This window comes from Hyphobacterium sp. CCMP332 (assembly GCF_014323565.1).
GTDB lineage: Bacteria > Pseudomonadota > Alphaproteobacteria > Caulobacterales > Maricaulaceae > Hyphobacterium.
On sequence record NZ_CP058669.1, the window covers coordinates 647,501 to 661,735 of the forward strand.

Genomic DNA, 14,235 nt, shown 5'->3' on the forward strand with positions numbered 1-14,235 from the left:
ATCAACCGAGATTCCCTAAGTAGCGGCGAGCGAACGGGGACTAGCCCTTAAGCTAGACAACTGGTAGGAGAAGGCTCTGGAAAGTGCCGCCATAGTGGGTGATAGCCCCGTATCCGAAACCTGAGTCTGGTGAAATCGAGTAGGACGGGACACGTGATATCCTGTCTGAACATGGGGGGACCATCCTCCAAGGCTAAATACTCCTGACTGACCGATAGTGAACCAGTACCGTGAGGGAAAGGCGAAAAGAACCCCTGTGAGGGGAGTGAAATAGATCCTGAAACCGTATGCGTACAAGCAGTCGGAGCGGACTTGTTCCGTGACGGCGTACCTTTTGTATAATGGGTCAGCGACTTATGTTCAGTGGCGAGGTTAACCGTTTAGGGGAGCCGTAGGGAAACCGAGTCTGAATAGGGCGATTTAGTCGCTGGGCATAGACCCGAAACCGGGCGATCTATCCATGAGCAGGTTGAAGGTGCCGTAACAGGCACTGGAGGACCGAACCCACTGTCGTTGAAAAGCCAGGGGATGACTTGTGGATCGGAGTGAAAGGCTAATCAAGCCCGGAGATAGCTGGTTCTCCCCGAAAGCTATTTAGGTAGCGCCTCGGACGAATACCACAGGGGGTAGAGCACTGTTTCGGCTAGGGGGTCATCCCGACTTACCAACCCGATGCAAACTCCGAATACCTGTGAGTACTATCCGGGAGACACACGGCGGGTGCTAACGTCCGTCGTGAAGAGGGAAACAACCCAGACCGCCAGCTAAGGTCCCCAAGTACCAGTTAAGTGGGAAACGATGTGGGAAGGCTCAGACAGCTAGGAGGTTGGCTTAGAAGCAGCCATCCTTTAAAGAAAGCGTAATAGCTCACTAGTCGAGTCGGCCTGCGCGGAAGATGTAACGGGGCTCAAACTGGTCACCGAAGCTGCGGCTGCTTGCATACTTTGTATGCGGGGTAGGGGAGCGTTCTGTAAGCCTGCGAAGGTGTGTTGAGAAGCATGCTGGAGGTATCAGAAGTGCGAATGCTGACATGAGTAACGACAAGAGTGTGAGAGACCCGCTCGCCGAAAGTCCAAGGGTTCCTGCGCAATGCTAATCAGCGCAGGGTTAGCCGGCCCCTAAGGCGAGGCCGAAAGGCGTAGTCGATGGGAACCAGGTCAATATTCCTGGGCCAGCGGGTAGTGACGGATTGCGTGGAAGTTGTTTTCCTTATCGGATTGGATGGGCAGCCATGAGGCAGTCCAGGAAATAGCTCCATCAGCACTATAGACCGTACCCTAAACCGACACAGGTGGACTGGTAGAGAATACCAAGGCGCTTGAGAGAACTATGCTGAAGGAACTCGGCAAATTACTCCCGTAAGTTCGCGAGAAGGGAGCCTGGCTGCGCGCAAGCGTTGTCCAGGGGCACAGACCAGGGGGTGGCGACTGTTTACTAAAAACACAGGGCTCTGCGAAGTCGCAAGACGACGTATAGGGTCTGACGCCTGCCCGGTGCCTGAAGGTTAAAAGGAGGTGCAGAAGCTCCGGATTGAAGCCAGATAGACGGTCGGCAGTAACTATAACGGTCCTAAGTGTAGCGAATTCCTTGTCGGGTAAGTTCCGACCTGCACGAATGGCGTAACGACTTCCCCGCTGTCTCCAACATCGACTCAGCGAAATTGAATTGCCTGTCAAGATGCAGGCTTCCCGCGGTTAGACGGAAAGACCCCGTGCACCTTTACTACAGCTTCGCACTGGCATCAGGATTGTGATGTGCAGGATAGGTGGTAGGCTTTGAACCCGTGACGCCAGTCGCGGTGGAGCCTCCCTTGAGATACCACCCTTCGCACTCTTGATGTCTAACCGCGGCCCGTTATCCGGGTCCGGGACCCTGCGTGGCGGGTAGTTTGACTGGGGCGGTCGCCTCCTAAAGCGTAACGGAGGCGCGCGAAGGTTGGCTCAGAGCGGTCGGAAATCGCTCGTTGAGTGCAATGGCAGAAGCCAGCCTGACTGCGAGACTGACAAGTCGAGCAGAGTCGAAAGACGGCCATAGTGATCCGGTGGTCCCGAGTGGAAGGGCCATCGCTCAACGGATAAAAGGTACGCCGGGGATAACAGGCTGATACTGCCCAAGAGTCCATATCGACGGCAGTGTTTGGCACCTCGATGTCGGCTCATCTCATCCGGGGCTGGAGCAGGTCCCAAGGGTACGGCTGTTCGCCGTTTAAAGAGGTACGTGAGCTGGGTTTAGAACGTCGTGAGACAGTTCGGTCCCTATCTGCCGTGGGTGTAGGATACTTGAGAGGAGTTGCCCCTAGTACGAGAGGACCGGGGTGAACGAACCACTGGTGGACCTGTTGTGGCGCCAGCCGCAGTGCAGGGTAGCTATGTTCGGACAGGATAACCGCTGAAGGCATCTAAGCGGGAAGCCCCCCTCAAAACAAGGTATCCCTGAGGGCCGTGGTAGACCACCACGTCGATAGGCCGGAGATGTAAGCGCAGCAATGCGTTCAGTTGACCGGTACTAATAGCTCGATTGGCTTGATCTTTTGACGGTTCATGCACGGCGAACGCCTCGTTCGCGCGTGACAGAGCGTCGGAAATCTGGATGTCTCAATGAAACTGAATCAAACGTGCCGACCGGGTGGTTATAGCGAGGGGAAACCACCCGTTTCCATTCCGAACACGGCCGTTAAGACCCTCAGCGCCGATGGTACTATGTCTTAAGGCATGGGAGAGTAGGTCGCTGCCCGGTCTGCACGTTTGATTTGGCCCTGATCCGAACAATTCATCAAAAAGCCCCGTGGGAAACTGCGGGGCTTTTTTGTGTCTTCATTCCGCTTTGCATGGAGGGCCGCAAGGCCCGAACGCCAGTGTCTGGCATCGCCTCGCGCAAAGGCGGCTTGTGCCGGCTCTATCTGGGCTTCCGGTGTGTCGCTCATGGCAATGACAGGATCACATTTCGCCCCAGATCCCGCTCGACAATATAGCCTTGTGAAATCGCAAGAGCGACCGGGTCCGTTTCGGGGGTCGCCAACAGCTGCTCAACAATCAGACAGCGCGGCCAGCTGGCCCTTGGAGCGCTCTGGAAAAAGGGTGCCAGAATACGGTGCTCCAGACCCTCAACATCAATCTTCATGGCATCAAGCCGCTCTATGGAGCGTTCCGTGAGATAATCGGCCAGAGGCAGGGCAGGGACAGTGATGGTCTCGCCTTCGCCCTGCAGCCCGCTTTCGCCGCGATTGTGATGATTGATGGTGAAGGTAATGTCCCCGCGCTCATCCGAAATCGCCAATTCGTCCAGCTGCACTGTCGCATCAAATTGATTGGCTGCCAGATTGAACGCAAATCTCCGCGCCATTTCCGGCTGCGCCTCGATCGCGAACAGGCGGGCATTTGCCGGGGCCTTAGCCGCGAGATGAAGCGTGTATCCGCCGCAATTGGCGCCCAGATCGACAAAAGTGAAGCCCTCCTTGATCAGGGACGAAAGATGCGCCAGCTCCGCGGGGTCAAAACGGCCGGGCGTATATAGCACCCGCTTTTCCGAGAGATTGTCCCTTGGATGCAAACGGGCTCGAAAGCCCAGCCTTTCGACATCGGCTATGTCGGGGGCAAACCAACTGGCCAGCCGCGCCCAGGCCTTGCTGTCGGCGGTGTGCGCACGTTCCAGAAATCGTTTGAACAGGCCCGATGGAGCGGCAGCCCCCCAGGGCCGGGGATCAGAATTTGTCATCCGTTCTGCATAGGCGAGAGAAAAGCAGTCGCCAAGCTGTCATGATAGTGTGACGGGCCTTGCATCAGCCTCCGTCATGGCCTAGATACGCCCTCCCGTCCTTGAAGGATGGGGTTTTGACGCGGGATGGAGCAGCCCGGTAGCTCGTCAGGCTCATAACCTGAAGGTCGTAGGTTCAAATCCTACTCCCGCACCCAAAAAAGCCCCTGGCACTTGCCGGGGGCTTTTCCTTTTCTGAGGGCTGGTTAGCCGGCGAATAGGCCGCTGGCGGTTTCGCCAACAACTTCCCATTCGCCCGGCGCGGTCTGACGCAGGCGCGCCGTGATCTCGAAATAGCTCTCGCCGCATTCCATATCCATGCATTCCATGCCGTCGGGGACGATCTCGAACCCGCTAACCGAGAGCATGCAGAACTGTTCCAGCGGGACATCCTCGATTTCGGTGCAATTGGCCGATCCGGACGAAACCTGCGTCACATCGTTTGCTCTCTCGCGCAAAGCCGCGATTTCGCTTTCCGGCGTCAGTTCGACTCCGCTGACAAACATGGACATCGGTCCGTAGTCGGATCCATTCTGATCAATCACAGCGACGCTATCGCCGGCGTCCTGATAGACGCCCAGAAGTTCGTTTGCGTTTGGCGATGTCCAGGACAGAGTGTCTGGGGCGGCAGTGTCTGTCGACCCACCACAACCAGCAAGGCAAACGGTTGTGGCGAGGGTGAAAATGATCCGTTGCATAATCTGTCTCCAAATAAAAAGTCCCGGTAGAGAGGCTACCGGGACTTTGTCAAAACGCTAATCGTGAAGGCGTTCTATTCCGCGACGGCCACGTTGACCTCGGCCAGGGTCGGAGCGGCTGCGCGCACATAGGGGGCAACATGATCCTCGAATTTCGTGAAATTCGAGACAAACATCTCTGCCAGTCTTGCTGCCTGGACGTCATAGGCGTTCGGATTTGTCCAGGTGGACCGCGGGTCGAGAATGCGGCTCTCAACACCCGGAACAGCGGTCGGAACCATAAAGCCGAAATTCGGGTCCTGGCGGAAGGTGGCATTGTTAAGCGAACCATCAAGGGCCGCATTCAACAGAGCGCGCGTGGCCTTGATCGGCATGCGCTGGCCTTCGCCATAGGCACCGCCCGTCCAGCCCGTATTGACCAGCCAGCAATCGACGCCGTGTTCCGCGATCAGTTCACGCAGAAGAGCGCCATACTCGGCCGGGTGGCGCGGCATGAAGGGCGCGCCAAAACAGGCTGAGAAGGTCGCGGTTGGCTCAGTGACGCCTTTTTCGGTGCCGGCGACTTTTGCGGTGTAGCCCGACAGGAAGTGGTACATGGCTTGCGCAGGCGTCAGTTTCGCGATCGGCGGCATGATACCGAAGGCGTCACACGTCAGCATGATCAGGTTTTTGGGCTGACCACAGCGACCGGTGTCGGAAGCGTTTGGAATGGCCTCGATCGGATAGGCGCCCCGGCTGTTTTCAGCCAGTGTCGCGTCGTCCAGATCAAGCTCCCGGGTGACGGGGTCCATGACAACGTTTTCCAGCACAGTGCCCCAGCGTTGTGTAGTGGCGTGAATTTCCGGCTCCGCCGTCGGGCAAAGCCGGATCATTTTTGCGTAACAGCCGCCTTCAAAATTGAAGAGGCCGTTTTCCGACCAGCCATGCTCATCGTCGCCAACCAGCGTGCGGCTGGCGTCTGCGGAGAGCGTGGTTTTGCCCGTGCCCGACAAACCGAAAAAAATCGCGGCATTGTCGCCATCGGTGTTGACCGAGCAATGCATCGGCATGATGCCCTTGGCCGGCAGCAGGTAATTGAGAATGGTGAAGACAGACTTTTTGGTCTCACCGGCATAGGATGTGCCGCCGATCAGAACCATTTTGCGCGCAAAATCGACTGCAATGACAGTTTCGCTGCGGCAACCATGACGCTCGGGATCGGCCTTGAAGCTCGGCAGGTTTACAATCGTGAATTCCGGGTCAAATCCGGCCAGCTCGCTGGCTTCAGGACGGCGCAGCAGGTGGCGAATGAAAAGCGAGTGCCAGGCAAACTCCGTCACAACCCGGACCGGAAGGCGATGATCGAGGTCGGCGCCGCCAAACAGATCCTGAACGAATAATTCCTTGTCCGCCATGTGGGCCTGGAAGTCTTCCCAGATTGCGGTGAACTGGTCCGGCGTGATCGCCGCATTGGTATCCCACCAGACGGTGTCTTCGGTGGTCTCATCGCGGACGGTAAACTTGTCCTTTGCGGATCGGCCTGTGTGTTGACCGGTCTTCACAACAAGGGCACCGCCCTTGGCGATCTCGCCCTCACCACGTTGAACAGCTTCCTGATAGAGGGCAGCTTCGTTCCAGTTGTGATTTAGCGGCCCGGTTCTGGACACTCCCAGATATGCCAATACGTTCGCATCGCGGTCATTCGCCTGCTCGAACATGGTACCCCCCGGTTGCTGGATGTCGCTGATCGCGACCGATCCATCCTGATGTGCGTTTTGCCGGTTAAACGCCCTCACTAAGGGACGAGACGCCCGGCATCAAGTCTATTCTCCCACTGCAAGTGCAGGGCCAGATAACGAATTATGACTCAGGAAGCGGAATGTGTTCTGTTTCGCCCGGTGGCAAAGCAAAGGCGCTGTTCTCGAATCCGGCATCAGCTGACGCTTTCCAGTCGGCCTTGGCTTTCTCAAGGCGGTCCTTGGAGCTGGACACGAAATTCCAGAAAATGTGCCGGTCTCCCGCCAGCTTTGCGCCGCCACAGATCATAACGCAGGCCGATTTCACTGTGCGTATGCCGATCGACGCCTCATCATCCAGTACGATCATCTCGCCTTCACCGAACAAGCGGCCATCAATTTCGATCTCGCCACTGACGACATACACAGCCCGCTCTTCGTGCTCGTCGGTCAGTTTGAAAACGGAGCCGGCGTCAGATTCGACATGCAGATAGAAGATCGGAGAAAACACTTTCACTGGAGATGTTTTACCGTAAGCCGATCCCAGGATCAGGCGCATCTTCACACCATCCATCTCGATTTCGGGCAATTCCCCGGAGGCATGATGGCTGAAAAACGGGTCGGTCTCTTCATCTCCGGTGGGCAGCGCGACCCACGTCTGGATGCCGTGCAGTTTGTGACCAGCGGCGCGCGCCGTGTCACCAGTCCGTTCTGAATGAACGATGCCGCGCCCCGCCGTCATCCAGTTCACATCGCCGGGTTTGATCGTTTTATGGACGCCGAGCGTATCACGGTGGTCCATTTCGCCATCAAAGAGGTATGTCACGGTCGCAAGACCGATATGCGGGTGTGGACGCACATCGATGCCAGTGCCGGGCTCGAATTCAGCGGGTCCGATATGGTCGAAAAATATGAACGGCCCGACGAGGCGTCTTTTGGCGACCGGAATAAGGCGACGAACGGCAAACCCGCCGAGATCCTTCGCCCGTCCGGAAATCGTCATTTCAATCATACGGCGATGCTCCTGATAACCCGGTTCGAATATAGGGGGCTTTTCACGACTTTGCACACCGAGTGAGGACACGCGTCTGAGCGCTTGCCTTGAGGGGCGGGGTGAGCCGGGTTAGCTTCCGCAGCAACACTGGGTTTTGGGAGATATCCAACATGTTTATTCGCGTTGCGAGTGCCGCCTGCCTTTTGATGTCAGCAACTGCATATGCGCAAGATGACGCTTTGATCAGCGAAGAATCCGCGGCCACGGCACGCGAACTGATGCAGCGGGGTCTGGAATCGGACACCGGTTATGAGATCGTCAGATCGCTCACCACCGAGGTGGGGCCGCGGCTTGGCGGCTCCGAACAGGAAGCTCGAGCCCGCGACTGGGCAGTACAGATGTTCACTGAACTGGGTTTCGAGAATGTCCGGGTCGAGCCCTTTGAAATGCCGTACTGGGATCGAGGCAGTATTGAACTGCGGATCGTCGAGCCGTTTCCCCAGATGCTGATCGGGTCGGCGCTCGGTGGTTCTGCCGCAACGCCGCAAAACGGGCTGGAGCGCGATATTGTCTTTTTTGACAGTTTTGATGCCTTGCGCGATGCGCCCGATGATGGATCGCTCGAAGGCCGGATTGCCTACGTAAATGACCGGATGATATCGGCGCAAACCGGAGCCGGTTATGGTCCGGCCAATGCAAAGCGCCAGTTTGCCTGGCTCGAAGCCGAGGCGCGCGGCGCTGCGGCCGTCATCATCCGGTCGGTCGGCACTGACAGCCACCGCTTCCCTCACACAGGTATGATGAGCACACCCAATGCATCTTCAGTGGCGGCAGGCCGTCATTCCCGGGCCGTCATCGACTACCTCAATGCCGAGCATCCTGACTTCAACGAGAATCGTGTCTGGTCGTCTATTCCGGCTGTCGCGGTTTCCGCACCGGATGCCGATCAGATTGAGCGCATTCATGGTGCGGGTGAAACCCTGAGGGCCCACCTCTCGGTCGTGGCCGGGTGGAGGGGCATGCGTCAGTCCGGAAATGTCATCGCCGAAATTCCGGGACGGGAACTGCCTGACGAAGTCGTCCTGATTGGCGCCCACCTCGATAGCTGGGACGAAGCCACTGGCGCGATCGACGATGGTGCCGGAGTCGGTATTGTCACCGCTGCAGCCCATCTCATCGGTCAGTTGCCGCGCGCGCCGCGCCGCACGATTCGCGTTGTATTGTTTGGAGCAGAGGAAGTCGGCCTGCTGGGTGCCTTTGCCTATGCCCGGCAGAATGCCGATGAGATCGGAAATATCGTTCTGGCCTCGGAATCTGATTTTGGCGCGGGTCTCGTTTGGTCGTTGACTTCGGGCACCAGCGATGAAGGAACGGCTTTCCTCGATGAAACCCAGCGCATCATTTCCCCGCTGGGAATTATTCGCGGAGATCGTGCCAATCGCGGCGGCGGGCCGGACATCATTCCGCTCGCCATGCAGGGGGTGCCAGTCTTCCGCCTGACCCAGGACGGCACGGATTACTTCGACCTGCATCACACGCCGGATGACACATTCGACAAGATAGACCCGGACGAGCTGGCCCAGAATGTCGCGGCATGGGCCGCCGTTGTTTGGCTTGCCGCCGACTCAGATGTCGAATTCCGAACGCAGGATGAATAGGTCTGACACCTGACCGCCTCTATTGGGCTTAACGGACACTTAACCGCCCCAAATGGGGCGGCTTTGTCGTTTCTGTCCCGGAATGGCCTTTTAGTGGCGGTTATTACTCCCTGATTCAAAGCGACTTTCCCGGTGCGAGGGATTTCCGGCGGGCTTGCCCGCCATCGCACTGGGGGGCGATATGGGAATCGCTATTATAGCGGGAACGCGGCCTGAGATATTAAAGCTCGCGCCCGTTTACCTGAGTTTGGAAGAAGCGGCGCTGGAGCCGGTCTGGATTGCCACGGGACAACACGGCGATCTGGCAGAGCAGGCGCTGGATGCCGTCGACATCCGGCCGGATGTAACGCTGAGCGGTGGATGGGATCCCCGTTCCCTGACGGAATTGTCCGCAGGGTTGCTGTCTCAGCTGGGACAGTGGGTCGAGGTAAACAAGCCACGTGCTGTCCTTGTGCAAGGCGATACGGCGAGTGCCTGGTCCGGCGCGCTGGCGGCGCATTTGCACAAAGTACCGGTCGGGCATGTCGAAGCCGGCTTGCGAAGCGGCGACACCAACAACCCCTTTCCTGAAGAAAGCTTTCGGCGGCTGATTGCGCCGATTGCCGACTTTCATTTTGCGCCGACGCGTTTGGCCGAGAAAAATCTGCGTCTGGATGGTGTGCGCCGGTCCCGGATTTGGATCACCGGCAATACCATCATTGATACCGTGCTGCAGATGGCGGACCGCGTTCGCGCGCCAGCGATCCTTGATCAGGTGAAGCCGGGCGAACGGATCATTCTGTTGACCGCTCACCGCCGAGAAAACTGGGGCGAGGGTATCGCGGGTATTTGCCGCGCCGCCAGAACACTCGTCGAGCGTCATCCGGATATTCGTATCATCTTTCCGGCCCATTCAAATCCGCGGGTCCGGGAAACGGTCGAGGCCATGCTGGGCGCAACTGACCGCATTCATGTCATCGCGCCGTTGGCCTATCCCGAGTTCATCGCCGTTCTGAAAGCCAGCCACCTCGTCTTGTCAGATTCCGGCGGCGTGCAGGAAGAGGCGCCCAGCTTTGATGTGCCTGTCCTTGTTCTGCGCGAGACCACCGAACGCCAGGAGGCTATCGACGCAGGCGTTGCCAAACTAGTGGGGACAGACCCCGGCGTCATCGTGAGAGAGGCGTCAAGACTTCTCACTCGCGCTGCCGCGCACCGTAAAATGGCAAGTCGACAAAATCCGTTTGGAGATGGCAAGTCGAGCCCTCGGATCGCTGACATACTGGCGCGTGAACTGAGCAAGCCGGTGGCTTTCAGGCAGGCCAGCTGATGGAGGGGTTTGATCCCTCCATGGCGCAAATCGCCACCGTGGATGCAGGCCTGTTGGCCTGGATCGAAGCTGTGTTGCAGGCGCTTTTGTCGGGTGACGCCGTTCGCCTCTATTGGGCCATTTTGAGCGGTCTGACCGTATATGCCGCTATCGCCATCTTTATCTCGTCAGTCGATGACGCCTTTCTCGATCTCTACTATTGGGTGCTCACCGTTCAGCGTGTCGTGACACGGCCCTTCCGCTATGTGCCATCGATGAAGCAGCTCGATGAAATGGAGCAGAAAAAACTCGCCGTCATGGTGCCGGCCTGGCACGAAGCCGATGTCATTGGCCGTATGCTGGTCAATACGCTCAAGACGATGGATTACCGCAATTACGAGATTTTCGTCGGCGTCTATCCAAACGACCAGGAAACCATTGACGAGGTCAATCGCATCGTTCGCCAGAATCCCGGTATCAACATCGCTTTTGTCGGCCACAACGGCCCGACCTGTAAGGCAGACAATCTGAACTGGATGGTTGCTGGAATCGTCAATCGCGAAGAAGAGCTTGGCGAACGCTTTGACGGCATACTGATGCAGGACTCCGAAGACGTCATTCACCCGATGTCCTTCAAGGTGATCAATGCCTATCTGGATAAGGCGGATATGCTTCAGCTGCCTGTGCTGTCAATGCCGCGAAAATGGTCATCGCTCACCGCCTGCCATTATATGGATGAGTTCGCCGAATGGCATGGCAAGGACCTGATTGCAAGATCGCATATGACGGATCTCGTTCCGTCTGCCGGCGTCGCAACGGCGTTCAGTCGCGATGCGATTGAACTCCTGCGGGCCGAGCGGCACAACCAGCCTTTCAATGTGGATTCGCTGACCGAGGATTATGATATCGGCCACCGCTTTTATGAGGCCGGTCTGAAATCCATGTTTGTGCGCTACTGGGCGCGCATGCCGTATGCGACGCGAAAAGCCTGGTTCGCCAATCGGGACGTGCACAAGCACCGACGCGAACTGGTGTGCACGCGGGAGTTTTTCCCGGACAATGTGAAGGTCTCCGTGCGCCAGAAATCCCGCTGGATGCTGGGTATATCCTATCTCGGATGGAAGCAGCTGGGCTGGATCGGCCCGGCCTCCCATCGCTATTTCCTCTACCGCGACCGGAAAGCCATCTGGACAGCCCCGACGGGCATGCTGGCCTATGCCATCCTTCTGCAATGGGCCTTGTACTGGCTGATCGCATCGCTCTTTCCGCAAGCCGGCGGATTGCCGCCGTTGATTGATCCAGACTCGTGGGTCTGGTCGATTGTGCTGATCAACTTCGTCTTCCTGTTGAACCGTGTTCTTCATCGCCTGATCTTCACGACGGCGGCACATGGATTGAAATACGCTGTGCTTGTTCCGGTTCGGATGGTTTGGGCGAACTACATTGGCTATCTTGCTTCAATGCGCGCGGCCCGGCGTTACCTCTGGCACGTCATCAGCGGTAACCGTATCACTTGGGACAAGACTGCCCATGCCTATCCGTCCATGGCCGAGCTGGGACAGGGCGAGGGTGGCCGCTTGGGCGACGCGCTGATTTACTGGGGGGCCATCGATGAGCGGGGGCTGCAACGCGCCGTTGCGATGCAAGCGGATGAATACCGCCCGCTGGGGCTTCTCCTGCTCGATCTTGGCGATATAAACGATGACCAGCTCGCCGATGCCGTCGCCGAGCATAAAGGCCTGGAGCGCATTTCGCTGGACCCGCTCGCCACAAAGCCGGAGGTCCTGAAACATCTCCCGCATGACCTTGCCGCCAAATATGGCGCTTTTCCGATGGCGCGGGATGGCCGCAGCTTGCAAATCGCCGTGGGTGAACCACTGAGTGAAACGCAGCTATCCGACCTGCGGCGCAGGCTGGGCCGGCCCCTGAAAGTCTTTGTCGCGCCGCTGAGCGATGTCAGTTTTGGTATCCGTTTTGGATATGATCCTGAGCTTCTGGAATCCGATATCAGAGCCGCCCGCGTGCTCAAACGTCTGTCCATTCTGGACGACAAGCAAGTGTCGGCCGTCTGGCGCAGCCTGCGCAAGGACTGGGTCCGGCTGGGCGATCATCTGGTCCGGCGCGGCGCGCTCAGCCATGCTCAGCTGCTGACCGAACAAAAAGGCGTGTACGTCGTTGATGAAGCGGCGCTGGGTGCGGCTCTGGTTCAGAAGCGCATCATCAGCAAGACGGATCTCGATGCGGCACTTGCCGCTCAACCCAAGCCTCCACTAGGCTTTGTGCAACGCGCCAAGGCGCTGGGCTATCTGACCGAGGTGGAATGGAGTGAAATCCAGGAGGCTCATGCCGATCTGGTCATGGAGGATGCCTGATGTCCCGTTTTTATAATCGCGGCTGGATCACCCCGGCCAAATACAATTTGCGGCCCCGGCTCCTGCTGGCGTCCACAGCCTCATTGACAGCGATCAGCTTTGCGGTTTCAGCAGGTGCGGATGATGATCCACGATCAATGGAACAGCGGCGCGCGGAAGCCCGCAGCCTGATGGAACAATCGGGATGCGCTGTTGCATTGCCCGCGCTGGGCGCCGTCGCGGACACCAGCCGCATGGCACTCGATTATATCGCTGTGGCTGAATGCGCGGTCGAGGCTGGTGATGCGGCACAAGCGGCCGACGCCTTCTGGCAGGCCGTCATTTATCGCCATCAGCTTGATGATACCCAACGCGCCTATGTCTTCCGCAGCCTCGGCTATCAGGCTGAAGCCGCTGGCGAGTTTTCGCGATCAGCGATTGGCTGGAATGAGGCTGCCGAAATCACCGGTGCGCCATTTGATGAACTGATGGCGGCCCGGGCGGCGCGGCTGGACGGGCGTCCTCAATCCGGCGCTGCCCGTCTTCAGCGGATCGAGATGGCGGAATTGTCCGGCTCCGATCTGGCGCTCTATTTTGAAGAACGCGCGCTTGTCATGGCTGATACTCAACCCGCAGCGGCGGCCATGTATCTGGCCCGCGCGATCGAGATAGAGGATCGCCCATACCGGCGCTTTCAACGCGGATTATTCCTCCAGCAGGCCGGCGATGAAGGCGCGGCCCTCGCAGAGTTCAGCGCCGCATTACGGAGCGAGCCCCGAAATGTGGATATTCTCCTGTCGACAGCCTATTCGGCGCAGCGCATAGGCGATGCAAACCTGGCCGCAGACCTGTTCGAGCGGGTTCTGGCAATCGACCCTTCGCGCTCAACCGTGCGTGAGGATCTCGGCTATGCCTTGATGCAGGCAGACCGGGAAGACGAGGCCGCCACAGTTTTTCGCGCTGCAATTCTCGATCCGGCGATGCGGGAGGGTGAATCGGCCGAGGAGCGCGATGCACGTACCTACCGCTTGCGTCGTCAGGTCGAACAACTCGAGCGATCGACTTACGGCTTTGTCTTCGCGTCCTATCGGGACGGGTCTGCGCCCAATTCCGTCAATTTGCCGGAGACCGGGCCAAACGAGACTCAGTTCGGTGGCGAATTTGGCTGGCGGCCTGATGCTTTCAATACGACCAACACCGGACTGACCTTGTTCGGCCGCGCCTATGTCTCGGCCGACCCCGGGACCATCACACTCAATGACGAAACCCTGCAAATGGGCGTTGGCGCGCGTTGGAAGCCACTGGCGCAACATGATTTCTACCTGGCTGGCGAGCGAATGATCGCAGGCGGTAATCAGGCCCGCGATGCCTGGCTGCTACGCGCCAGCTATGGCTGGTCGGACGGGCTTGATTGGGATCCCAATCAGAGCAGCTGGAATTATACCACCGCTTTCGCTGACCTGGCCTATATCCCGGACGATCCCGAATTCCTCTCCGCCTACGCCTCGGTCCGCCAGGGCAGACGGTTCCGCACCGGCGACCGCTGGACAGTGACACCTTATGTGACGGGCGTTGCGCAATGGTCGGATGATACCTTCCAGACACGCGAACGTCTGGAGGTCGGCCCGGGCGTTGTCTTCTCGCATTGGTTCGACGAAAGCGAAACATCTGCTCCGGCCCAGCGTCTGGATCTGGAAATGGAATACCGTTTCGGTATCGGCGATACGGACGATGAAGCCTTCATCGCCCGCGCGGTCTGGCACTTCTGAGGGTCTGAAGGT

At 58.3% G+C, this 14,235-nt stretch carries 8 protein-coding genes, 1 tRNA gene and 2 rRNA genes (1 of these 11 running past the window's edge); 7 read left to right on the forward strand and 4 right to left on the reverse strand.

The window, feature by feature from the left end; genetic code table 11:
- Positions 1–2,530: ribosomal RNA gene (locus tag HXX25_RS03335) — 23S ribosomal RNA — on the forward strand (it extends 223 nt beyond the left edge of the window).
- A 91-nt stretch (positions 2,531–2,621) separates the two neighbouring features.
- Positions 2,622–2,736: ribosomal RNA gene (gene rrf, locus HXX25_RS03340) — 5S ribosomal RNA — on the forward strand.
- A 183-nt stretch (positions 2,737–2,919) separates the two neighbouring features.
- Here rrf and HXX25_RS03345 read toward each other — a convergent pair.
- Positions 2,920–3,714, reverse strand: coding sequence for an FkbM family methyltransferase (locus tag HXX25_RS03345; protein WP_187167105.1), 795 nt, complete (start codon positions 3,712–3,714; stop codon positions 2,920–2,922).
- 120 nt (positions 3,715–3,834) lie between these two features.
- Here HXX25_RS03345 and HXX25_RS03350 point away from each other — a divergent pair.
- A tRNA-Met gene (locus HXX25_RS03350) sits at positions 3,835–3,911 on the forward strand.
- Between the two features lie 48 nt (positions 3,912–3,959).
- On the opposite strand, the gene HXX25_RS03355 is transcribed toward HXX25_RS03350, so the two are convergent.
- From HXX25_RS03355 to HXX25_RS03365, 3 genes are all read right to left on the reverse strand, one after another.
- Positions 3,960–4,451 carry a hypothetical protein gene (locus HXX25_RS03355; RefSeq protein ID WP_187167106.1) on the reverse strand — a complete coding sequence of 164 codons (492 nt, stop codon included), beginning with the start codon at positions 4,449–4,451 and terminating at the stop codon, positions 3,960–3,962.
- Between the two features lie 74 nt (positions 4,452–4,525).
- Positions 4,526–6,148 (reverse strand): phosphoenolpyruvate carboxykinase, encoded by a 1,623-nt coding sequence (locus HXX25_RS03360; RefSeq protein WP_187167107.1) that lies wholly within the window; start codon positions 6,146–6,148, stop codon positions 4,526–4,528.
- Positions 6,149–6,290: 142 nt separating this feature from the next.
- Positions 6,291–7,178 (reverse strand): pirin family protein, encoded by an 888-nt coding sequence (locus tag HXX25_RS03365; protein WP_187167108.1) that lies wholly within the window; start codon positions 7,176–7,178, stop codon positions 6,291–6,293.
- A 152-nt stretch (positions 7,179–7,330) separates the two neighbouring features.
- Between HXX25_RS03365 and HXX25_RS03370 the strand changes: the two genes are divergently transcribed.
- The 4 genes from HXX25_RS03370 (at position 7,331) to HXX25_RS03385 (ending at position 14,223) form a co-directional block, all read left to right on the forward strand.
- Entirely contained in the window at positions 7,331–8,818 is a 1,488-nt protein-coding gene (locus tag HXX25_RS03370; RefSeq protein ID WP_187167109.1) for a M28 family peptidase, read from the forward strand.
- 181 nt (positions 8,819–8,999) lie between these two features.
- Positions 9,000–10,124, forward strand: a complete 1,125-nt coding sequence (gene wecB / locus HXX25_RS03375; RefSeq protein ID WP_187167110.1) for a non-hydrolyzing UDP-N-acetylglucosamine 2-epimerase — start codon at positions 9,000–9,002, stop codon at positions 10,122–10,124.
- Positions 10,124–12,475 (forward strand): glycosyl transferase family protein, encoded by a 2,352-nt coding sequence (locus HXX25_RS03380; protein ID WP_187167111.1) that lies wholly within the window; start codon positions 10,124–10,126, stop codon positions 12,473–12,475. The genes wecB and HXX25_RS03380 overlap by 1 nt, the downstream gene beginning before the upstream one ends.
- Positions 12,475–14,223, forward strand: a complete 1,749-nt coding sequence (locus HXX25_RS03385; protein ID WP_187167112.1) for a hypothetical protein — start codon at positions 12,475–12,477, stop codon at positions 14,221–14,223. The genes HXX25_RS03380 and HXX25_RS03385 overlap by 1 nt, the downstream gene beginning before the upstream one ends.
- The last annotated feature ends 12 nt before the right edge of the window (positions 14,224–14,235 follow it).